The sequence below is a fragment of the Streptomyces sp. NPDC093071 genome (assembly GCF_044754545.1).
GTDB lineage: Bacteria > Actinomycetota > Actinomycetes > Streptomycetales > Streptomycetaceae > Streptomyces.
The window spans coordinates 889544-911263 of the sequence record NZ_JBIVPH010000001.1; the positions used below are offsets into that span (position 1 = coordinate 889544).

Annotated in this window: 18 protein-coding genes; 6 read left to right on the forward strand and 12 right to left on the reverse strand. The window is 73.7% G+C overall.

The genetic code is table 11. The features are described 5' to 3' along the window. Positions 1-8: 8 nt before the first annotated feature. The 5 genes from ACIQD7_RS03705 to ACIQD7_RS03725 form a co-directional block, all read right to left on the reverse strand. Complete coding sequence (locus ACIQD7_RS03705) at positions 9-1304, reverse strand: cyanophycinase (RefSeq protein ID WP_402439070.1); 1296 nt, start codon at positions 1302-1304, stop codon at positions 9-11. An 80-nt stretch (positions 1305-1384) separates the two neighbouring features. Further along, a complete protein-coding gene (locus tag ACIQD7_RS03710; RefSeq protein ID WP_402439072.1) occupies positions 1385-2599 on the reverse strand; it encodes a M20 family metallopeptidase in 1215 nt (404 codons plus the stop codon). Then, positions 2596-3348, reverse strand: a complete 753-nt coding sequence (locus ACIQD7_RS03715; protein WP_391166603.1) for an ATP-binding cassette domain-containing protein — start codon at positions 3346-3348, stop codon at positions 2596-2598. The genes ACIQD7_RS03710 and ACIQD7_RS03715 overlap by 4 nt, the downstream gene beginning before the upstream one ends. Positions 3349-3356: 8 nt before the next feature. After that, positions 3357-4403 (reverse strand): amino acid ABC transporter permease, encoded by a 1047-nt coding sequence (locus ACIQD7_RS03720; protein ID WP_402439074.1) that lies wholly within the window; start codon positions 4401-4403, stop codon positions 3357-3359. 2 nt (positions 4404-4405) lie between these two features. Continuing rightward, positions 4406-5350, reverse strand: a complete 945-nt coding sequence (locus ACIQD7_RS03725) for an ABC transporter substrate-binding protein (protein WP_161371351.1) — start codon at positions 5348-5350, stop codon at positions 4406-4408. Between the two features lie 290 nt (positions 5351-5640). Between ACIQD7_RS03725 and ACIQD7_RS03730 the strand changes: the two genes are divergently transcribed. Then, positions 5641-7074, forward strand: a complete 1434-nt coding sequence (locus tag ACIQD7_RS03730) for a pre-peptidase C-terminal domain-containing protein (RefSeq protein ID WP_402439077.1) — start codon at positions 5641-5643, stop codon at positions 7072-7074. 13 nt (positions 7075-7087) lie between these two features. Here the strand turns inward: ACIQD7_RS03730 and ACIQD7_RS03735 are convergent, their stop codons facing one another. Next, the gene (locus ACIQD7_RS03735) at positions 7088-7702 is read right to left on the reverse strand and encodes a DsbA family protein (RefSeq protein ID WP_402439079.1); all 615 of its coding nucleotides are present in this window, start codon (positions 7700-7702) and stop codon (positions 7088-7090) included. A 74-nt stretch (positions 7703-7776) separates the two neighbouring features. After that, complete coding sequence (locus ACIQD7_RS03740; RefSeq protein WP_402439081.1) at positions 7777-8331, reverse strand: DUF1697 domain-containing protein; 555 nt, start codon at positions 8329-8331, stop codon at positions 7777-7779. 259 nt (positions 8332-8590) lie between these two features. On the opposite strand from ACIQD7_RS03740, the gene ACIQD7_RS03745 reads away from it, so the two are divergent. Both ACIQD7_RS03745 and ACIQD7_RS03750 read left to right on the forward strand, forming a co-directional pair. Beyond that, entirely contained in the window at positions 8591-9448 is an 858-nt protein-coding gene (locus ACIQD7_RS03745) for a phosphotransferase (RefSeq protein WP_402439083.1), read from the forward strand. Positions 9449-9523: 75 nt separating this feature from the next. Next, entirely contained in the window at positions 9524-10351 is an 828-nt protein-coding gene (locus ACIQD7_RS03750; protein WP_402439085.1) for an alpha/beta fold hydrolase, read from the forward strand. Between the two features lie 61 nt (positions 10352-10412). On the opposite strand, the gene ACIQD7_RS03755 is transcribed toward ACIQD7_RS03750, so the two are convergent. Together ACIQD7_RS03755 and ACIQD7_RS03760 are read right to left on the reverse strand one after the other, a co-directional pair. Further along, on the reverse strand, positions 10413-11138 hold the full coding sequence (locus tag ACIQD7_RS03755; RefSeq protein WP_402439087.1) for a 3'-5' exonuclease: 726 nt from the start codon (positions 11136-11138) through the stop codon (positions 10413-10415). A gap of 86 nt (positions 11139-11224) precedes the next feature. After that, on the reverse strand, positions 11225-12421 hold the full coding sequence (locus ACIQD7_RS03760; RefSeq protein ID WP_053641949.1) for an SAV2148 family HEPN domain-containing protein: 1197 nt from the start codon (positions 12419-12421) through the stop codon (positions 11225-11227). Between the two features lie 589 nt (positions 12422-13010). Here ACIQD7_RS03760 and glgX point away from each other — a divergent pair. Together glgX and treY are read left to right on the forward strand one after the other, a co-directional pair. Beyond that, complete coding sequence (gene glgX, locus ACIQD7_RS03765) at positions 13011-15134, forward strand: glycogen debranching protein GlgX (RefSeq protein ID WP_121832631.1); 2124 nt, start codon at positions 13011-13013, stop codon at positions 15132-15134. A gap of 141 nt (positions 15135-15275) precedes the next feature. Further along, positions 15276-17648 carry a malto-oligosyltrehalose synthase gene (treY, locus tag ACIQD7_RS03770; protein ID WP_402439089.1) on the forward strand — a complete coding sequence of 791 codons (2373 nt, stop codon included), beginning with the start codon at positions 15276-15278 and terminating at the stop codon, positions 17646-17648. A 49-nt stretch (positions 17649-17697) separates the two neighbouring features. Here treY and ACIQD7_RS03775 read toward each other — a convergent pair whose 3' ends face one another. From ACIQD7_RS03775 to ACIQD7_RS03785, 3 genes are all read right to left on the reverse strand, one after another. Beyond that, positions 17698-18189, reverse strand: a complete 492-nt coding sequence (locus ACIQD7_RS03775) for a hypothetical protein (protein ID WP_399760394.1) — start codon at positions 18187-18189, stop codon at positions 17698-17700. Between the two features lie 84 nt (positions 18190-18273). Next, positions 18274-19419 carry a cytochrome P450 gene (locus tag ACIQD7_RS03780; protein ID WP_391058216.1) on the reverse strand — a complete coding sequence of 382 codons (1146 nt, stop codon included), beginning with the start codon at positions 19417-19419 and terminating at the stop codon, positions 18274-18276. A 134-nt stretch (positions 19420-19553) separates the two neighbouring features. After that, the gene (locus tag ACIQD7_RS03785) at positions 19554-20102 is read right to left on the reverse strand and encodes a DUF1707 and FHA domain-containing protein (protein ID WP_121832629.1); all 549 of its coding nucleotides are present in this window, start codon (positions 20100-20102) and stop codon (positions 19554-19556) included. 656 nt (positions 20103-20758) lie between these two features. Here ACIQD7_RS03785 and ACIQD7_RS03790 point away from each other — a divergent pair. Further along, a complete protein-coding gene (locus tag ACIQD7_RS03790; RefSeq protein WP_402439708.1) occupies positions 20759-21715 on the forward strand; it encodes a GNAT family N-acetyltransferase in 957 nt (318 codons plus the stop codon). The last annotated feature ends 5 nt before the right edge of the window (positions 21716-21720 follow it).

Below are 21720 nucleotides of genomic sequence, written 5' to 3' on the forward strand. Positions count from 1 at the left end.
GCGCGGGGTCAGCGGGGCGCGATGTCGATCCGGAGGCCGACGAGCGTCCGGGGGGTGGTGCCGTCGGTGGTCCAGGCCCCGGAGCCGCCGACCTCGGTGAAGGTGACGGTGAAGCGGGGGCCGGTCTCGAAGGTGGTGGCGGTGGCGGTCCGCCGGGTGCGGGCGGCGAGTTCGCGCGCGGTGGTGCGGAAGGAGTACGACGGGCCGTCGGGGTTGGCCACCGAGTGGAAGACGTCGGTGTTGGCCGGGACGGGGCCGGTGTCGCGGGCGGTGAGGGGCTTCTTGCCGGGGGCGACGGTGGGGGCCCAGGTGCGGGCGTCGTAGCGGTCGCCGTCGGTGAGGTAGGTGTAGCGGGCGTCGCGCAGGGACCAGCCGGCCGCCGTGGTGCGGGCGTGCGCCCGGCGCAGGTCGAGGACGGCGACGCCCTGGGTGCCGATCACCGTCATCCGTTCGTTCCGGCTGCCGGGGGCGTCGACGACCAGGGCGGTGTTCTCCTCCAGGGCGTAGACGCGGTCGTGGCCGGTGTCGGCGGCCAGGCGCAGGGCGCGGCCCTCGCGTCCGTAGGAGCCGGTGTGGGTGTCGACGAGTCCGGAGCGCAGGAAGCCGAAGCCGCCCTCGGGGATGTACCCGAGGCGGGTCGGGTCGTCGAAGTAGCCGGGGGCGCTGCCGTCGCGGAGCCCCTCGTACGACTCGCCGCCGCTGACCATGTCCGGTCCGGAGGCGATCTGGGCTCCGGCGGAGGAGCCGGAGACGACCGCTCCCCGGGCGAGCTTGGCGCGGATGGCGGCGAGGACCTTGGAGTCGGTGTGCTTCTCGCCGTGGAGGAGGGTGGTGAGGTAGCGGTACTGGTCGCCGCCGCCGAAGAAGAAGCCGGTCATGGACTCGACCTGGGCGACGACGGCGTCGGAGTCGGCGTTGGCGACGTGGTCGAGGTCGATCGGGATCCACTGGGCGTCGGCGGCGCCGTGCTTCTCGAACAGCCCGGCGTAGTAGGCGCCGTTGCAGGCCGAGTTGCCGCACAGGTCCGGGTCGTCCGCGTCCGGGTCCTGGCTCTCGGGCACGGAGGCGGCGGTGATGACGCCGATGCGTGCCGCGGGGCCGCCGGCGCGCTTGACGATCTCGCCGTAGACCGCCGCGTTGTCGTCCTTGAGGGCGCCGCCGACCAGGACGAGGGAGCCCGTCTCGGCCCCGGGCCGGGCGGCGTGGCCGGTGTGGGCCTGGGCGGCGGGGACGGCGGTGAGGACGGCGAGGGCGATGCCGCAGGCGAGGGCGGTGCGGCGGGCGGGACGGGCGGGTGCGCGCATGGTGCCTCCGTGGGGGCGGTGGGGTGGGTGGACGGGCCCGCCGGGACGGACGCGGGGGCCCTTACGGGGTGGGGGACGGTTCAGTCGTGCGCGGCGTCGCCCAGGGAGACGACGAGGGCCGCGAGTACGGCGACGCGATGGGGGACGCTGGAGACGTCGAGCCACTCCCCCGGGGTGTGGTCGGCGCCCCCGACGGGGCCGAGGCCGTCGAGGACCGGCACGCCCGCCCCGGCGATCAGATTGGCGTCGCCGACCCCGCCGGTGGCCGTGGCGCCGAGTTCCACGCCGACCGACCGGGCCGCCCGCCGCGCCTTGTCGAACATGCGGCGCGAGGCGGGGGTGTCCTCCATGGGCGGGCAGAGGTCGAGCCGTTCGACGGTGACGCCGGTGCCGGGCACCGCGGGGTGGCCGGCGGCCTCCCGGATGGCCCGCTCCGCGCTCCGTACGCCGTCCGTGGTGGCGGCGCGGACCTCGACGCGCAGTTCGGCCTCCGGGCAGACGATGTTGGCGCGGGTGCCCGCGCGGACGACGCCGACGTTGACGGTGACGTCGTCCCAGCGTCCGTTGAGGGCCTGGAGGGAGACGGTCAGGTGCGCGGCGGCGAGGGCGGCGTTGGCGCCGCGCTCGGGTTCGATGCCGGCGTGGGCCGCCCGGCCGGTGACGGTGAGGAGGAAGTCGGCGACGCCCTTGCGGGCGATGACGAGGTCGCCGTTCTCGCGGGCGCATTCGAGGCCGAGGCCGTAGTGCGCGCCCCGGGCGGTGCGTTCGATGAGATCGCGGCTGGCCGGCGAGCCGATCTCCTCGTCGGGGGTGGCGAGGAAGACCAGCTCGTCGTACGCGTCCTCGCCGTGCTCTTCGAGGAGGCCCAGGGCGGTGAGGCCCGCGAGCAGGCCCCCCTTGTCGTCGCTGACCCCGGGCCCGGAGGCGATGCTCCCGTCGACGCGGAAGGGGCGCGCGGCGGCGGTGCCGTCCTCGAACACGGTGTCCATGTGGCCGGCGAGGACGATCCTGCGTCCGCCCTCGGCCTCGGGGAGGCGACCCCGCTTGCGGCCGACCAGGGCGTCGCCGGAGCGGCGGCCGTCCACCGGGGCGAAGCGGACGCGCTCGACGTCGAAGCCGAGGTCCTCCAGACGGCGCTGCACCCAGTCGGCGACCTCGTCGACGCCCTCGGCGTTGTAGGAACCGGAGTCGATGGAGACGAGGGCCTCCAGGTCGCGCAGATACCGGGCCCGGTGGGCGCGGGCCGCGCCGAGGAGTTCGGCGGCCGGCTCCCGCCGGCGGGTCGGGGCGCTCACAGGACCTTGGACAGGAAGGCGCGGGTGCGCTCCTGCTCCGGCTCGACGAGGACCCGGCGGGGGTCGCCGGCCTCGACGACGACGCCCTCGTCCATGAAGACGGCGGTGTCGCCCGCCTCCCGCGCGAAGCCGATCTCGTGGGTGACGACGACCATGGTCATGCCGTCGGCGGCGAGCTGCCGCATGACGTCGAGGACGTCGCCGACGAGCTCGGGGTCCAGGGCGGAGGTCGGCTCGTCGAAGAGCATCAGCTTGGGCTTCATGGCGAGCGCGCGGGCGATGGCGACGCGCTGCTGCTGCCCGCCGGACAGCTGGGCGGGGTAGTGGCGGGCGCGGTCGCCCAGACCGACCCGGCCGAGCAGTTCCCCGGCCTGTTCGCGGGCCTCCGCCTTCGGCACCCCGGCGACCCTGACGGGCGCTTCGGCGACGTTGTCGAGGGCCGTCATGTGCGGGAAGAGGTTGAAGCGCTGGAAGACCATGCCGATGTCCCGGCGGCGGGCGGCGACCTCGCGCTCGCGCAGCTCGTGGAGCCTGTCCCCGTGCTGCCGGTACCCGACGAGCTCGCCGTCGACGGCGAGCCTTCCGCCGTCGACCTTCTCCAGGTGGTTGATGCAGCGCAGGAAGGTGGACTTGCCGGAGCCGGAGGGGCCGAGCAGGCAGCAGACCTGGCCCCGGTCGACCGTGAGGTCGATGCCCTTGAGCACCTCCAGCCTTCCGAAGTGCTTGCGGACGCCTTCGGCGCGCACCATGGGAGTGCTCATCGGTTCTGCTCCTTGCTGTTCCTGCCGAGCCGCTCCACGGTTCCGCCGAGGAGGCGGCGGAACGGCGAGACGTGTCCGGCCCGCGCGGTGCCGCGCCCGTAGCGCCGCTCCAGCCAGGCCTGGGGGACGCTCAGGAGGGTCACGAGGGCCAGGTACCAGAGGCTGGCGACGACCAGCATGGGGATGACCTGGTAGTTCTGGGCGTACACGTCCTGGATGTTGGACATCAGGTCGTGGGCGGAGATGACCGAGACCAGGGCGGTCATCTTGAGCATGTTGATGGTCTCGTTGCCCATCGGCGGGATGATGACGCGCATGGCCTGGGGCAGGACGATCCGGCGCATCGTGAGCGCGGGCCTCATGCCGAGCGAGTGGGCGGCCTCGGTCTGGCCGGGGTCGACGGACTGGATGCCGGCGCGGACGATCTCCGAGGCGTAGGCCGCCTCGTTGAGGCCGAGGGCGAGCAGGGCCGCGATCGCGGGGGTCAGCAGGCTGTTGGTCTCGGCCTGGAAGAAGGTGACGTCGGTGAAGGGGACGCCGATCTTCACGTACTTGTAGAGGGCGGCCGCGTAGCCCCAGAAGATGATCTGTACGAGCAGCGGGGTGCCGCGGAAGACCCAGACGAAGGCGCCGGCCAGGCCGTACAGGACGGGGCTGGTGGACAGCCTCATCACGGCGACGAGGGTGCCGAGGGCCAGGCCGAGGAGCATGGCGGCGACGGTCAGCCACAGGGTGGTGACCAGGCCGTCGAAGACGAGGTCGGCGAAGAGGTACTTCCCGACGACGTCCCAGCGCAGGTTGTCGTTCTTCGCCAGTGATCCGATCAGCCCGACCAGGGCGAGGATCGAGGCGACGGCGGCGATCCAGCGTCCGTAGTGGCGGACGGGGACGATCTCCAGTTCCCGTACGGGGCCGGCGGGTCCGGGGGTTCCAGGAGCCCGGGAGGTCCCGGCGGTTCCGGGGGTACCGGTGGTTCCGGAGGGCCCGGTGGTTCCGGGGGTACCGGCTCCGGGAGTCCCGGCGGAGGCCTTGGTGGTGGCCATCTCTAGTCCACCGCCGCGTTCTTCGTGGCCGCCTTCACCGCGATCGACGCGACGCCGTACTTGTCGTAGATCTTGGTGAGGGTGCCGTCGTCGATGAGGGCCTGGAGCGCCTTCTGGACCGCGTCCGTCAGCTCGGGCAGCTGCTTGCTGATCGCGATGCCGTTGGGCGAGGCCTGGTAACCGCCGGGTGCCGCCGGATCCTCGACCAGGTCGAAGGCCTTGCCGGCGTCGGCGGTCTTGGCGACCCAGCCGGCGGCGGGCTTGGTCAGCACCTGGGCGACGACCTTGCCGGAGCGCAGGGCGAGCTGCGCGTCGGAGTCCTTCGGGAAGGTCTGGACGTCGATCTTCCCCCTGCCCGCCTTCGCGCAGGCGTCCTGGTGGGACTTGAGCAGGTCGAGCTGGTTGGTGGCGGCCTGGACGGCGACCTTCCGGCCGCACAGGTCGTCCAGGGTCCTGATTCCGGAGGGGTTGCCGTCGCCGACGAGGATGCCCGAGCCGGACTGCGAGTAGTCGACGAAGTCGACGACCTGCTGGCGCTCCTTGTTGTCGGTCATGGCCGACATGGCGGCGTCGAACCTGCCCGCCTGGATGGCCGGGACGATGCCGTCGAACTTCTGCGGGGCGAAGGCGAAGGTCACGCCGAGCTTGCCGCCGAGCGCCTGGCCCAGGTCGTAGTCCAGGCCGGTCAGGGCGGTCTCGCCCTCCTTCACGTACATCTCGAAGGGCGGGTAGGGGACGTCGGTGGCGACCCGGACCTTGCCGGCCTTCCTGATCTGCTCCGGCAGCATGTCGTGCAGGGCCTGGTCCTTCGCGATCTCCACCCCGGCGACCGAGACCCTGCCGTTCGCGACGGGGGCGGGGTCGGGGTCTCCGCAGGCGGAGAGGGACACGAGCGCGGTGGCCGCGGCGACGGCGGCGGCCGCGCGGCGTGCGGAACGAGCGTTCATCGGGTGGAGCCTCTCGGGGGATTCTTCGCCGGCGGAATCCGGCCGCCGACCACACCAGGGAAATTACAGATCCCCTCCGAATCTGACTAGATGTACTTCGCGTTACGTTCGCGTAACGCGGACTTGGGAACCACTCTTCGCCCCTTTAGCGCGGATTTGTACGGCGATTCAGCCGTGGAGGAACGAGTCGCGCACGAAAAAGGCTCGTACATCTTCCCGTCCGGATCGATGACTTGTATGTTCCGCTACCAACTCGCAGAGCCTCCCTCCTCGCCCCCCCTGGAGCGCAGATGACGTCACGCCCCCTCCGCAGAACGACGCCGGTCGCCGCCGCCCTGCTGGCGGTGACCGCGGCACTGACGGTGCACCAGCCCGCCCACGCGGCCGCCGACAGGATCCGGCTGGGCAGCGCCTCGGACGTGAGCAGGAGTTCCTGGAACGGGCCCGCGTTCACGATGAACGGCGCCGGCGGCGTCGTGGCCGCCTCGATGTCACGCGCCGTGGACGAGATCCGCGGCGGCTCCGGCAGCATCGACGTCGTCGTCCTGGCCGGATCGGCCCCCACCTCGGGGAGCAAGACCCCCGAGTGCGACACCGTCATGGGCCTGACCGGCGTCAACTCCTGTACGACGTGGACGCTCACCGCCGCCGCCGACGGGAACAACGGCCAGGTCAACACCGACGTCCGCAACGCCGAGTTCGTCTACTTCGCGGGCGGCGACCAGTGCAGGTACGCGGCCTGGAAGGGCACCGCCCTGGAGGCCTCGGTCGAGTCCGTCGTCGCCAAGGGCGGCGGCTCCGGCGGCGGCAGCGCCGGCCACCACATCAACAGCCCCGTCGTCTACGACGCGTGCAACGGCAGCGTCACCAGCGCCGAGGCACTCGCCAACCCCTACGACAGCTACATCAGCTTCACCACCGGCATGTTCCAGTGGGCGCACTACGGCGGCGTGATCAACGACTCCCACTTCGTCACCCGCGACCGGATGGGCCGCACCATGGCCTTCCTGGCCCGCGCGGTGAAGGACGGCCTCACCCCGGGCGGGGCCGCCTGGGGCGTCGGGGTCGAGGAGGGCGGCGGCTCGCTGTTCCTGGACCGCGACGGCAAGGCCACCCAGTACGGCAAGGACGCCTATGTCGTCCTCGCCGACCACCAGCCCGAACAGGCCGTCGCGGGCAAGCGGCTGACGTACTCCGGCTTCAAGATCTGGCGCCTCGCCCCCGGCGCGACCTTCGACTTCAAGAACCGCCCCACCTGCGGCTACTACCTGCGCGGCGTCACCAACGGCACCCCGGACGCCGACCTCTACGACGGCACGCCCGTGACGGACTGCGGCGGCCAGGGCGGCGGGGGCGGCGGCCTCGCCGAGAGCGAGCCCAACGACACCCGGACCACGGCCGACGACGCCACGGCCCTGGCGTCCCCCGGCTCGATCACCGGCGGCATGAAGTCCACCAGCGACCGCGACTACTTCAAGGTCACCCTCGCCTCGGGGAAGACCGCCACCCTGAACTGCGCCGTCCCCACCGCCTACGACGCCGACGTGTACTGGCTGGACTCGTCCGGCGGCACCCTGGAGCGCTCCGTCACCGACGGCGCCGGGGCCGACGAGTCCCTCACCTTCACCCGGACCGCCTCCGGGACGGGCACCTACTACGTCGACGTGGAGGCCTACAGCGGCTCGGGGGCCGCCCCGTACACCTGCACCCTGACCAAGGGCTGACGCCGGGGCCGGGTCACCCGAAGTCGAGGCCCCCGGTGCGGGTGCGCTTGAGTTCGAAGAGGTCCGGGTGGGCGGCCAGGACGCGGAAGGCGTCGTAGAGTTCGGCCGCCCGCTCGCCGCGCGGGACGGCGCGCAGGACCGGGCCGAACCAGGCGGTGCCGTCGACGTGGAGCGTCGGGGTGCCGACGTACGCCCCGGCGTCGGGGTCCCGGCCCGCGTCGTGGCTGCGGCGGACCGCCGCGTCGTGCGCCGGGTCGTGCGCGGCGGCGGCGAGTCCGGCCGGGAGGCCGAGTTCGGCGAGCGACTCGGTGATCACCGCGCCGAAGTCCTTCCGCTTTCCCTCGTGGATGCGGGTCCCGTACGCCGTGTAGAGCGGGCGCAGGACCTCCTCGCCGTGCGCTTCGGCGGCGGCCACGGCCACGCGCACGGGGCCGAGGGAGGCGTCGACGAGCTCCCGGTACCAGCCGGGCAGTTCGTTGCCCTCGTTGTGGAGGTACAGGCTCATGACCCTGAAGCGGAGGTCGACGTCCCGGTGGCGCTCGACCTCCAGGATCCAGCGGGAGGTGATCCAGGCGAAGGGGCAGACGGGGTCGAAGTAGAAGTCGACGGCGGTGCGGGTGGTGGTCATGGGACCGAACCTAGGCGGCGGACGGCCCGCCTCCCTGGGCCATTTCGAGGTCGTTCCGGCGGGCCATTCACCCGTCAGCCCTCCCGGGTCATCTCCACCAGCTTGAGGACCGTGTTCCAGTTGCGGGCGGTGACCACGAGCCCCTTGGAGAGGGACGGCCGGGAGACGGCGTCGCCCAGCTTGGACCCGCCGAGGCCCTCGGGGACGTAGAGGTAGAGGACCCGGTCGCCGAGGGCGAAGGCCTCCGGGCGGTAGGCCGCCCGGTCGATCGCGGCGAAGCGCTCCGGGTCGGGCGGGCCCGAGAAGTAGAAGGCGTGCAGCTGTTTGCCGTCGATCCCGGCCGTGGGGAACGGGCAGGCCTCCGCGACGGCGGCGAGATAGGCGCCGTCGCGGACGAGGCAGTCCACGCGGAACCCGAACCGGTCCTCGATCGCCCCTTCGATCGCGGCCCTGAGTTCGTCCTCCGAGGCGCCGGTGCCGGTGGTGAGGACGGCGTTCCCGCTCTGGAGGTGGGTGCGGACGTTCCCGTGGCCGAGGCCTTCGAGGAGGGAACGGAGCTCCGCCATGGGGACCTTCCGGTGCCCGCCCACGTTGATCCCCCGGAGCAGCACCGCGTATGTCTGCGTCATGGCCCCAACCTACGGCCCTCCGCCGCGGTCCCGGCGCGAAGGGGCCACCGCGCCTCGTGGGGGGCGGCACGGTGGCCGGTTCGAACACTGTCCGATGGAGGAGGGCGGGAGAAGGGCCTTCACCCTACTGTGACTTTTTCAGCAAGGTTTCGTAATGACGGGCCGTCCGCGAACCGTTCATTTGAGCCGATAGCGGGCGGGTGCCCCGGTGGATGCGAGACTTCGACGCGAACGCACAGGTCGGGTGAGGGAGAGGTCGATGGACGAGGCGCGGGCGCGGGAGGTCCTGGACGGGGCGGGGTTGCCGGCCGGGGAGGCCGGGCTCCTCGCGCTCGGAGAGAACGCGGTCTTCGCCGTGGGCGACCTGGTGGTGAAGGTCGGCCGGGACGCCGAGCTGCTCGGGCGGGCGGAGCGGGAGCTGGCGCTCGCCGCCTGGCTGGCGGAGGCCGGGGTGCCGGCCGTGCGGGCGGCGGAGGAGCGGCCCCGGCTGGTGGCGGGCCACCCGGTCACCCTCTGGCACCGACTGCCCGACGCGGTCCGGCCGCCGGAGCCCCGGGACCTCGCCCCGCTGCTCCGGCGGGTGCACGCCCTGCCGGAGCCGGAGGGCTTCGCGCTCCCCCGCCGCGAGCTGCTCGGCGGGGTGGAGCGGTGGCTGCGGCTCGCGGGGGACGCGATCGACCCGGTGGACGCGGCCTTCCTGCGCGAGCGGCGCGACGCCTTCGCCCCGGCGGCCGCCGCCCTGACCCCGCGCCTGGCGCCGGGCCCGATCCACGGGGACGCCCTGCCCCGGAACGTCCACGTCGGCCCGGACGGCCCGGTCCTGGTCGACCTGGAGACCTTCTCCTCGGACCTGCGCGAGCACGACCTCGTCGTCCTGGCCCTCTCCCGGGACCGGTACGGCCTCGACCCGGCCGCGTACGACGCCTTCACGGAGGCGTACGGCTGGGACGTGCGGGAGTGGGAGGGGTGCGCGGTGCTGCGCGGGGCGCGGGAGACCGCGAGCTGCGCGTGGGTGGCGCAGCACGCACCCGTGAACCCGAAGGCGCTGGCCGAGTTCGAGCGGCGGGTGGCCTCGCTGCGGGACGGTGACCCGGAGGTGCGCTGGTACCCGTTCTGACCGGCACCCGCCCGGGGTACGCCCGCTCTGCCATCATGATCCCGCCGAACCGGACGACGGAACAAGGGAGTTGCGATGCGGGTGGAGCTGTCGGACGTCACGCTGGACGTGGAGGCGAGCGGGGAGGGTCCGGCCGTCCTCCTCCTGCACGGCTTCCCCGACAGCCGCCGGCTGTGGCGCCACCAGGTCCCGGCCCTGACCTCGGCGGGCTTCCGGTGCGTGGTCCCCACCCTGCGGGGCTTCGGCGCGTCGGACCGGCCCGGGGGCGGCCCGGAGGCGTACCACCCGGCGAAGCACGTCGGCGACCTGCTCGAACTCCTCGCCCGGCTGGACGTCGACCGGTTCCACCTGGTCGGCCACGACTGGGGCTCGGGCGTGGCCCAGGGCCTCACCCACACGGTGCCGGACCGGGTGCGGAGCCTGAGCCTGCTGTCGGTGGGGCACCTGGCGGCGATCCTGAACGCGGGCTGGGAGCAGCGGCAGCGCTCCTGGTACATGCTGCTGTTCCAGCTCGCCGGGGTGGCCGAGGACTGGCTCGCGGGGGACGACTTCGCCCAGCTGCGCGAGATGCTGGCCGAGCACCCGGACGCGGAGTCCGTGATCGAGCCGCTGCGGGCGCCGGGCGCGCTGACGGCCGCGCTGAACGTCTACCGGGCGGGGCTGCCGCCGGAGGCCCTCTTCGGCGCGGACGGGTCGGCGCCGCCGCTCCCGGAGCCCGTTCCGGTGCTGGGCCTCTGGTCGACGGGCGACCGCTTCCTGACCGAGCGCTCGATGTCCCGTACGGGCGAGCACGTCGCCGGGACCTGGCGCTACGAGCGGGTCGAGGACGCGGGCCACTGGCTCCAGCTCGACCGGCCGGAGAAGGTGAACGAGCTGCTGCTCTCCTTCCTCAAGGAGAACTGAACCCGAGGAGAACCGGCCCGGAGGTGAACCGACCCGGAGGAGAAGCGACCCGGGGAAGCGGCTAGCGGGTCGGCACGACCGCGTCGCGCAGGGGCCACGCGGTGTCGACGACCGCCTCCGCGTCGCCCTTGCGGCGCAGGAAGGCCTGGAAGTCCTCGGCCCAGGCGCGGTACCAGTCGATCTGGCGCGCGTGGAGCTCGGCCGGGTCGAGGTCGGCCACCCGCCGGTGCCGCTCGGCTATCGCGACGGCGACGCGGACGGCGGCGAGCGCGTCGGCCGCGGCCTCGTGCGCGGATTCGAGGACGACGCCGTACTCGCCGCAGACCGCCTCCAGGGTCCGCTTGCCGCGCCGGTAGCGGTCGACGGCGCGGTCGATGGTGTACGGGTCGACGACCGGGCCGATGCCGGTCCCGCCGAGCCGCTCCTCCATCGGGGGCAGTCCGTGGCGGCGCAGCTCGGCGGCGAGGAGCGTGAGGTCGAACGAGGCGTTGTACGCGACGACCGGGACGCCGTCCTCCCAGTACTCCGCGAGGGTCTTCGCGATCTCGTCGGCCACCTCGCGCACCGGCCGGCCCTCGGCCGTCGCGCGCTCGGTGGTGATGCCGTGGATCGCTGCGGCCTGCTCCGGGATGTCGACTCCCGGGTCGGCGAGCCAGTCCCGCCGCCGTGCGACGCGTCCCCCGCCCTCGACCTCCACGATCGAGGCCGTCACGATGCGGGCCTCCAGCGGATCGGTGCCGGTCGTCTCCAGATCGAAGCCGACCAGCGTCTCGCCGTGCCAAGCCATCGGGTCCTCCTTACGTGATCTCCCCCGTGGTATTGACCAGCCTCGCACGCGACACTGACAACCGCCTCGGGCGCCCCTCGCGGGGCTCAGGAGACGGGCCGGGAGTCGAGCCAGACCGATTCGAACTCCTCACGGTACGTCTCGAACAGGCCGTGGTCCCCGTCACGGGCGTGCTGGTCGTGGCGGACCACGTTCCGGCCGCCGCCGCGCAGCACCAGGACCGGGGCCTCCATGCCCCGGGCGCGGCGCAGGTAGGACTGGACGACGCCGACCCCGTCGGGGCCGTCGCCGTCGACCAGGTAGGCGGTGAAGCGGGGGGTCTCGTCGAAGACGTGGATCTGGAAGGCGCCCGGGTCGCGGAGCTTGGAGCGGACCCGGCGCATGTGCAGGATGTTCATCTCGACCGAGCGGCTCAGTTCGCCCTTCTTGAGGCCGAGTTCCCGCTCGCGGCGCTTGACGGCGCTGCTGGCGGGGTTGAGGAAGAGGAGCCGGGTCCGGCAGCCGGACTCGGCGAGGCGCACCATGCGGCGCCCGGAGAAGTTCTGCACGAGCAGGTTGAGGCCTATGCCGGTGGCGTCGAGGCGGCGGGCCCCGCCGAAGAGGTCCTCGGCGGGCAGCTGCCGCTGGAGCCGGACCCGGTCGGGGTGGACCTGCACCACGTCCGCGTACCGGTCGCCGACGAGGTCCTCGACGGCGTCCACGGGCAGCCGGTCGGCGGACGGGACCCCGGCCCCGCTGCCGAGGATCTCCAGGATGCGGGCGGAGGCCCGCTCGGACTGGGCGAGGACGGTCAGGGAGAGGGCCCGGTTGCGGGAGACCACGTTGCGCGTGACCTCCAGCTCGTCGAGGGCGAGCTCGACCTCGCGGCGGTCGTCGAAGTAGGGCTCGAAGCAGGGCCAGTGCTGCACCATCAGCTCGCGCAGCTGCGGGAGGGTGAGGAAGCTCAGCACGTTGTCGTCGGCCGGGTCGAGGAGGTAGCCCTTGCGCCGCGAGACCTCGCGCACGGCGACCGCGCGCTGCACCCACTCCTGGCCGGCCGGTCCGGCGGCGGCGACCACCCATTCCTCGCCGTGGACGGGTTCGTACACGGGCCGCAGGACGGCGGCGACGACGGCCCGCAGGCGCTGTTCGACGAGATTCAGCCAGATGTAGGCGCGGCCGGCGCGCTGGGCCCGGGTGCGGACCTCGCTCCAGGCCTCGGCGTCCCAGTCCAGCTCGGCCCCTATCTCGACCGGCCGGGCGACGGCGACCGTGCCGGGGGGCGCGCCGGCGCCCGGCGGCACGCCGGTCCCCGGCGGTGCGGCCGCTCCGGGCGGCGCCCCGGCGGGGCCCGCTGGGCCCCCGTCCCGGCCCGCGTCCCCTGGGGGCAGCTCCAGACCTCCCGAGCTCACCCGCGCACCGCCTTCTGCTCCTGGACGCTCGTTTCGACCACTCCGACAACGATCAAGGAAGGGTACTCCGGGAGCGGGAGGCGGTGCAGCAGGATCGCCAGGCTCCTTCCTCAACTGCCCTGGCGGAAGCGCCCGTTCCCCGGGGCGAGATCGGGTGGAGTGAGCGGATTCATAGCGGTTGCGCCCCGGGGTGGCGGCGGGGGTCCGGCCGGTGGTCCGGCCCCGGTCGCGGGGACCCGTCCGGGGCGACGCGGCGGAACCCGATGTTGACCCCGGAGGCGGTCCGTCCGGAGTCTCCCGAGTTGCCCGTTCCCCCGAGTGGCGGGATGTCATTTCGTACACATTTCCTCCCCCGTCCCCCTCCCGGTCGGCGGTCACCCGGTAGGACCGGGCGAAGTCCTAGGAGCCGGCCCCTCTTTCGGGCAGGATCTGGCCGAAGACCATCCAGAAGAACCCGGACAGAAGAGGAATAGTCGTATCCATGCAGGTCTGGCCGGGACAGGCGTACCCCTTGGGCGCCACCTATGACGGTGCGGGAACCAACTTCGCGGTCTTCTCGGAGGCCGCCCACAGGATCGAGCTGTGTCTGCTCCACGACGACGGCTCGGAGACGGCGGTGGAGCTGCGCGAGACCGACGCGTTCGTGCGGCACGCCTATCTGCCGGGCGTGATGCCCGGACAGCGCTACGGGTTCCGGGTGCACGGCCCGTACGAACCGGAGCGCGGGCTGCGCTGCAACGCGGCGAAGCTGCTGCTCGACCCCTACGCGCGCGCGATGTCGGGGCGGGTCGAGTGGGGCGAGGCGGTGTACGGCTACCCCTTCGGGAAGCCGGACGCGCGCAACGACCTCGACTCGGGCCCGCACACGATGGCCTCGGTCGTGGTCAATCCGTACTTCGACTGGGGCGACGACCGGCGCCCGCGCACCGAGTACCACCACACGGTGATCTACGAGGCCCACGTGAAGGGCCTGACGATGCTCCACCCGGACCTCCCCGAGGAGCTGCGGGGGACGTACGCGGGCCTGGCGCACCCGTCGGTGATCGGGCACCTGAAGGAGCTGGGGGTGACGGCGCTCGAACTGATGCCCGTCCACCAGTTCGTGAACGACCACCGGCTCGCGGACGCGGGGCTCTCGAACTACTGGGGCTACAACACGATCGGCTTCTTCGCCCCGCACAACGCCTACGCGTCCTGGGGCGACCGGGGCCAGCAGGTCCTGGAGTTCAAGTCGGCGGTCCGGGCGCTGCACCAGGCGGGCATCGAGGTCATCCTCGACGTGGTCTACAACCACACCGCCGAGGGCAACCACCTGGGCCCGACGCTCTCCTTCAAGGGCCTGGACAACCCCTCGTACTACCGGCTCGTGGACGACGCGCCCGCGCACTACTTCGACACGACCGGCACCGGGAACTCGCTGCTCATGCGGTCCCCGCACGTGCTCCAGATGATCATGGACAGCCTGCGGTACTGGGTGACCGAGATGCACGTGGACGGCTTCCGCTTCGACCTGGCGGCCACCCTGGCCCGCCAGTTCCACGAGGTGGACCGGCTCTCGTCCTTCTTCGACCTGGTGCAGCAGGACCCGGTGGTGAGCCAGGTGAAGCTGATCGCCGAGCCGTGGGACGTGGGCGAGGGCGGCTACCAGGTGGGGAACTTCCCGCCGCTGTGGACCGAGTGGAACGGCAAGTACCGGGACTGCGTGCGGGACCTGTGGCGGGGCGAGCCGCGCACCCTCGCGGAGTTCGCCTCCCGGCTCACCGGCTCCTCCGACCTCTACCAGGACGACGGGCGGCGGCCGCTGGCCTCGGTCAACTTCGTGACCTGCCACGACGGCTTCACGCTGCGCGACCTCGTCTCGTACAACGAGAAGCACAACGAGGCGAACGGCGAGGAGAACCGGGACGGCGAGAGCCACAACCGCTCGTGGAACTGCGGTGCCGAGGGCGAGACCGAGGACGTCGGGATCGCGGAGCTGCGCGCCCGCCAGATGCGCAACTTCCTCGCCACCCTGATGCTGTCGCAGGGCGTGCCGATGCTCAGCCACGGCGACGAGTTCGGGCGGACGCAGGGCGGCAACAACAACGCGTACTGCCAGGACAACGAGGTGTCCTGGGTGCGGTGGCCCAAGGAGAACAGCGAGGCGGAGGCCACGCTGCTCCGCTTCACGCGGGCGATGGTGCGGCTGCGCCGCGAGCACCCCGTCTTCCGGCGGCGCCGCTTCTTCCACGGGCGGCCGGTCGAGGGCACCCACGACGAGCTGACCGACATCGCCTGGTTCACGCCCGAGGGCGAGGAGATGACCTCCCGGGACTGGCAGGCGGCGCACGCCCAGGCGCTGACCGTCTTCCTGAACGGGAACGCGATCTCGGAGCCGGGCACGCAGGGCGAGCGGATCGCCGACGACTCCTTCCTGCTGATGTTCAACGCCTCGTCGAGGGAGCTGGAGTTCTCGGTGCCGGACAGCCACGGCCACTACTGGCGCATGGTCGTGGACACCTCCGACCCGCAGGGGATGCCGCCGCACGAGGGGCCGGAGCTGGCGGGCGGCGAGCGGGTGACGCTCGCGCCGCTCAGCCTGACGGTGCTGCGCCGGCCGGCCTGATCGCCGCCTCCGGGCCACGGCCCCGCCGGGAGACCGGCGGGGCCGTTCGGCGTCATCCTTTCGGGGGAATCCGGTGCGGTGGGGCCGGGCGGACGCGGAGGCGATGACACAGAAGCCCTCCAGCGGGGTACGTACGTTCGCATGACCTCCTCTCCGGCCCCCTCCCCGCTCTCGCGCCCCGCCTCCCTGCCGACCGCCACCTACCGGCTCCAGCTCCAGCCGGACTTCCCGTTCGCGGCCGCCGAGCGGGCCGTGCCGCACCTGGCCGGTCTCGGGGTCTCCCACCTGCACCTCTCCCCCGTCCTGGAGGCGGTGCCCGGCTCGACCCACGGCTACGACGTCACCGACCACCGGTCCGTACGGGCCGAGCTGGGCGGCGAGGAGGGGCTGCGGGCCCTGGCCGCGACCGCCCGGGCGCACGGGCTCGGCCTGGTCGTGGACCTGGTGCCCAACCACATGGCGGCCTCCCCCGTCCACAACCACGCGCTGCGCGCCGTGCTCCGCGACGGCCCCGACTCGCCGTACGCCCGCTGGTTCGACGTGGACTGGCGGGCCGGGGACGGCCGGCTGCTGCTCCCGGTGCTGCCCGCCCGGCTCCCGGAGGTGCGGGACCGGCTGCGGGTCTCCGGCGGGGTGCTGCGCCTGGACGGGCAGGAGTTCCCGCTGCGCCCCGGCACGGAGGGGCTGCCGCTCGACGAGCTGCTCGACGCCCAGTGGTACCGGCTCGGCTGGTGGCGGCTCGCCCGCACCGAGCTGAACTACCGGCGCTTCTTCACCGTCTCCGACCTCATCGGGGTGCGGGTGGAGGAGCCCGGGGTCTTCGAGGCCACCCACGCGAAGATCGTGGAGCTGGTCGCGGACGGGGTCGTCGAGGGGCTGCGGATCGACCACCCGGACGGCCTCGCGGACCCGCAGGGCTATCTGGAGGACCTGGCGGAGGCGACCGGCGGGCGCTGCTGGACGGTGGTGGAGAAGATCCTCACCGGTACGGAGGAGCTGCCGGCCGCCTGGCCGGTGGCGGGCACCACGGGGTACGACGCGCTGCGGCGGCTCGACGGGGTCTTCACCGACCCCGTGGGCGCCGACACGCTCGCCGAACTGTACCGGGGGTTCGTCGGCAAGGCCGCCGACCGGGGCGGCCGCTGGGAGGCGACCGAGCGGCGCGCCGCGTACGAGGTGGTCGGGCACGACCTGGCCGCCGAGACGGCCGCGCTCACCCGGATCGCGGAGCGGATCTGCGCCGCCGACCCGGCCCTGCGGGACCACGCGCCCTGGGCGCTGCGCACCGCGGTCCGGGAGCTGCTCGTCCGGGTGCCGGTCTACCGGACCTACCGGACCGGCGGCGAGGAGGTGATCACCCCGGAGGCGGCGCGCGGCGCGAAGGCCGCGTTCGCGGTGGAGGAGGAGGCCTCGGCGGTCGACCTCGTGCGGGAGCTGGCGCTCGGGCTGCGGGGCGACGGGCCGGAACACCGGGCGTTCCGGGCCCGGTTCGCGCAGACCTCCTCGGCGCTGCGGGCCAAGTCCGTGGAGGACACGGCCTTCTACCGGTACACACCGCTGCTCTCGGCGAACGAGGTGGGCGGCGACGCGGGGCGCCCGGCGGTGCCGGTGGAGGAGTTCCACGCGTACTGCCTGCGGATCGCCCGGGACTGGCCGGCCACGGGCACGGTCCTGTCCACTCACGACACCAAGCGGAGCGCGGACGTGCGGGCCGCGATCGCGGTCCTCGCCCAGTGCCCGGAGGTGTGGGCGGAGCTGCTCGGGGAGGTCGCGGGGGTGCCCGCGCCCGACCAGCACCTGGCGTGGACGGCCTGGCAGACGGCCTTCGGCCTCGGCACGCCGGACGCGGACCGGCTGGTGCCCGCACTGCTCAAGTCGGTGCGGGAGGCCGGGCTGCGGACCAGCTGGACCGAGCCGGACGAGGAGTACGAGCGGGCGGTGGCCGAGTTCGCGGCGGCCGGGCCCGGCCGGATCCCGCTCCGGGCGGCCTCGGAGGCGGCCTTCGCCCTGGAGCCGCACATCCGGACGCACGCGCTCGGCGCGCTGCTCGCGCAGCTGACGATGCCGGGGGTGCCGGAGCTGTACCAGAACACGGAGCGGGAGTACCGGGCGCTGGTCGACCCGGACAACCGGGCGCCGTTCGCGGCCGGTCCGGACGACGACCGGACGGCCCTGGTCCGGGCGGCGCTGCGGCTGCGGCGGGAGCGCCCGGCGGCCTTCGGGCCGGGCGGGGCGTACGCGCCGCTGGCGGCGGAGGGGCCGGCCGCCGGCCACTGCCTGGCCTTCGCCCGCGGAGGCGAGGTGGTGACGGCCGTGACCCGGCTCCCGCTGCGGCTGGCGGAGGCGGGCGGCTGGCAGGACACGGAGCTGGTGCTGCCGGAGGGCCGGTGGGCCGACGCCCTGGGCGGGGTGCGGGAGTTCACCGGCGGCCCGGCGACGGAGCTGAAGCTGGCGGAGCTCTTCGAGGAGCGGCCGGTGGCGCTGCTCGCGCGGATCCCGGACGAGACGGGATGACGGAAGGGGGGCGGGGACGCCGACCGCGTCTCCGCCCCCCTTCCGGGAGTCAGGAGCGGCTGGCCCGCGTGACCTCGCACTTGGTGTACTCGGAGCCGTCGCCGGTGCCGGCGTACGGGGTGGTCACGTCGACGCTCTTGGAGGCGCCCGCCGCGACCGCGATGTCGGTGGTGGTCGCGGTCGCCGTGGTCGCGGAGGTGCCCTTGAACTTCAGCGTGACGTCGTAGTCGTAGTCGAGCACGCCGTCGTTCTTGACGGTGATCCGCGCGGTGAGGTTCTTGGTCGCCGCGTCGTAGGCGCACGTGTCGATGGTGATGTCGCGCAGGGCCTCGTTCGCGCTGCCCGAACCGCCGGACACGGAACCGCCGGAGGTGCCGTTGTCGTCGTTGTCGTGGTGGGAGCCGCTGCCGCCGCTGCTGCTGGAGCTGGAGCCGGAGCTGCTGTGGCTGTCGCAGCCGCCGCCTCCCGAGCCCCGGGCGCCGGTCAGGGCGACGAGCGCTATGCCGAAGACCGCGAGTGCGCGGACATGACGCATCTTCATGTTTCAAACCCCGTTGAAAGTGGTAGTGAATACGGCTCGGTTGACGAGCGCACGACACCCTAGCAGCGACGGGGAGCGGAGGTTTCAGCCTCGGGGACGGACGATCAGGGTGCGCGGGGCGCGGGTGATGAGCCCCGCCGGAGTGGGGCGGAAGCCGTCGGCGAGGCGCAGCCGGGGCATCTCCGCGAAGAGGGCCCGCAGGGCGTATTCGGCCTCGATGCCGGCCAGGAGGACGGCCGGGCAGAAGCCGGGGCCGTAGGTGAGCTGGCCCGGGTCGTCGCGGAGCGGGTCGAAGCGGTCGGGCTCCCGGAAGCGCTCCGGGTCCCGGCCCGCCGAGCCGACGAGCAGCGCGACGGACGCGCCCGCCGGGACGGTCCCGCCGCTCACCGGGACCTCGGCGGCGGTGCGGCGCACCGCGATCTGCACGGGCGGGTCGCGGCGCAGCGACTCGGTCCAGGCCCGGGCCACGAGCGCGGCGGGCGCGTCGCGGAGGGCGGCGACCTGGTCGGGGTCGGAGAGGACGTTGCCGAGGAAGGAAGCGAGCGCCTTCTCCCGTACGGCGATCTGGGTGCCGCACTCCCCGGCGAGGGCCCCGGCCGCCCGGCCCCGTACGAGCCGCATCATGTCCCGGTAGGGGACGCCGACGGCGGCGGCGACGGTTCCGGCGGGCAGCCAGTGGCAGAAGTCGGCGACCAGGTCGGCCTGGGGCCGGTCGGCGATCCGGCGGGCCAGGACGTACGCGGTGCGTTCGGTGACGGCCCGCAGCGCGGCCGTGTCGACGTCCACGTGGGCGCGGACGCACGGCGGGTCGCCGGGCCGGTGGCCGTGGGTGAAGCGGCCGTCGGTGAGGGCCGTGGCCACGTCCGCGTACCGGCTGAGGACCCAGGCCCGCAGCAGCGGGTCGTACGTCAGCGGGAACTCCTCGCGGAGCCTGCGGTGGATGCCGTGCGGGTCCTGCGAGGCGCCGGGGTCGAGGGGGCTCGGCGCGACGGTCCGCCCGCCGGTGCCGCCGGACCCGCCGGAGGCCGGTCCGGGCGCGGTGCGCACGCGGCCGGGGAGGGGCGCGGCGCCCCGTCCGGTCCGTACGGGGGAGGCGGCGCGGCCCGGGTCCGCCTCCGAGGGGGTGGCGGCGGAGGGGGTGGCCGGGTTCATGGCCGGCAGCCGGGTCCAGGCCCCGCCGGGCTCTTCCGGCCGGTCGTCGCGTATGCCTCGGGTCGGTTCGGCGGTCATCACGCCCCCTGCGGTCGGCGGTGGGTGCCGCGGCCGGAGAACGTGGCCCGCGTCCGCTCCAGCCCACCATCCGGGGGCTCCGGCCGCCCATCACGCACCGCCGAACGGGTGAAGCCTGCTCGGGGGGGCCGGGCTCAGTGGTGGGAGAGGCGGAACGCCATCTGGCCGAAGCCGACCACGTCGCCGGGCCGCACCACCACCGCGCCGGTGACCCGGCGTCCGTTGACGGTGGTGCCGTTCGTCGAGCCGAGGTCGCGCAGCACCCACAGCCCGCCCTGGAGGGAGAGTTCGGCGTGCAGCCGGGAGGCGGTCTCGTGGCTGAGCCGCAGCCCGTTCACCGGATCGCGGCCTATCCGCAGCGGGTGCGGGCCGGGGTGCGGGAGCAGCAGCTTCGGCAGCCGCTCCGCGTGCCAGGCGCGTCCGAGCTTCGCCGTGAACGCGGACATCCGCTCCACGACGCCCACCGCGCGGCGGGTCCAGGTCCCCTCGCTCCTCAGGTCGGCGACGAGCAGGTCGAGTTCGTCCGGCCGGCGGGCCTGGAGCGCGCGCTCCATCCGGAAGACGAAGGTGTCGTGCGAGAGGCGTCCCTGGGCGGCGCCCTCACGGAGCAGCACCAGCGCGCGGTCCCGCTCGGCGTCGGTCAGCCGAGGGGAGTTCGCCGGAAGCTCGAAAGGGGTCGTCACACCCGAGATTGTCGGCCCGACGGGCCCGAAGTGTCCAGAAGGACCCTACGAAGGCCCCCACCGGCCCCCTGGCTTGGGCCTGCCCCGGCGGCCCCGCACCGCGACCGATACCGCTGCACTGGTGGTCCCGGTGGTCCCGGTGGTCCCGGTCGGCCCGGCGGTTCCGGTGGCCCTGGTGGGCTCAGTGGGCCCGGTGGCCCTGGTGGCTCCACCGCCTCCGCTATCCCCCAGTGACCCCGCCGCCCCTGGTGGCCCTGCCGCCCCGGTGGTCTCGCCACCCCCAGTGGCCCTGGTGGGCCTGCCACCCCGGTATCCCCGACGACCCTGCCGATCCCGCCACCCCGGTGGGCCCGTTGGCCCCGGTGAGCCCGCCGCCCCTGCCACCCCGGTGACCCGACCACCCCGGTGACTCCGGCGGCCCACCGACCCCGCTCCCCCTATTGACCCCACCGCCTTGCCTTCCCGCCACCGCTGGTGGCCCTGGTGGCTCCGCCTACCCAGCCACCCCGGTGACCTCGCCACCCCCAGTGGCCCGCCGCCCCCGGTGCCCCGCCATCCCCGGCACCCCCCAGAAAACCCCATACCCCCTCCCCCAAGATCACTGCTACGGTCACCCCCGCCTCGTCACCGGACTCCCCAGGGGAAAACCACACGTGATCGTGATACGCCCGCTCGCAGGACCGCAGGAGCTGGAGCTCTTCCTCCGGCTCTCGTACTCGCTCGACCACGAGCTCGCCGACGACCTCGTCACCGGTCGCCGCCTCCCGGAGTGGCTGTGGGTGGCCCTGGACGGTGACCGGCTGGTCGGGCGGATCGCCTGGTGGACCCACAAGGCGGGTGCCGAGCCGCAGGTGCTCGACTTCTTCGACCTGGATCCGGAGCTGTCCGCCGGGGAGCGCGCCGACGTCGGCCTGCGGCTCCTGGAGACGGCGACGGCGGCGGTCGTCCCGGCGGGCGCGCCGCGCCCCGAGTACGGGCGGTTCGTCCCGGGCGACTGGCGCGAGGTCCCGGAGACCCGGGCGTACCTGGAGTCGGTCTTCGCCGTCCTGGAGCGCTCGGGCGCCCGCCCCCTCGTGGAGCGGCTGCGCCTGGAGTGGCGGCCCGGCACCCCCGTGCCAGAGCCGGAGGGGCGCCTGGAGTTCCGGCCCGTACGGGACCGCGAGGACCTGGTCTCCCTGATGGTCCCGGTGCTCGACGGCACCCTCGACGCGCACGGGCAGGCCGACCTGGCGTCGGGGCTCCCGGCGCGGGAGGTGGCGGAGCGGCACTACGACGAGGAGTTCGCCCACTACTCCTCGCCCCGTGAGTGGTGGCGGGTGGCCACGCTGCCGGAGACCGGCGAGCCGGTCGGCTTCGTCGTCCCCGCGCGGAACAACTACCACCACACGATCGCGTACATCGGTGTGCTGCCCGCCCACCGGGGGCAGGGGTACGTCGACGACGTCCTGGCGGAGGGGACCCGGATCCTGGCCGCCGTCGGCGTGCCCCGGATCCGGGCGGCCACGGACCTGGGGAACGTGCCGATGGCGGCCGCGTTCGCCCGTACGGGCTACGACACGTTCGAGCGCGCGATCACCTACGTGTGGGACGCGCCGGGCACGCCGGGGTCCTGACTGCC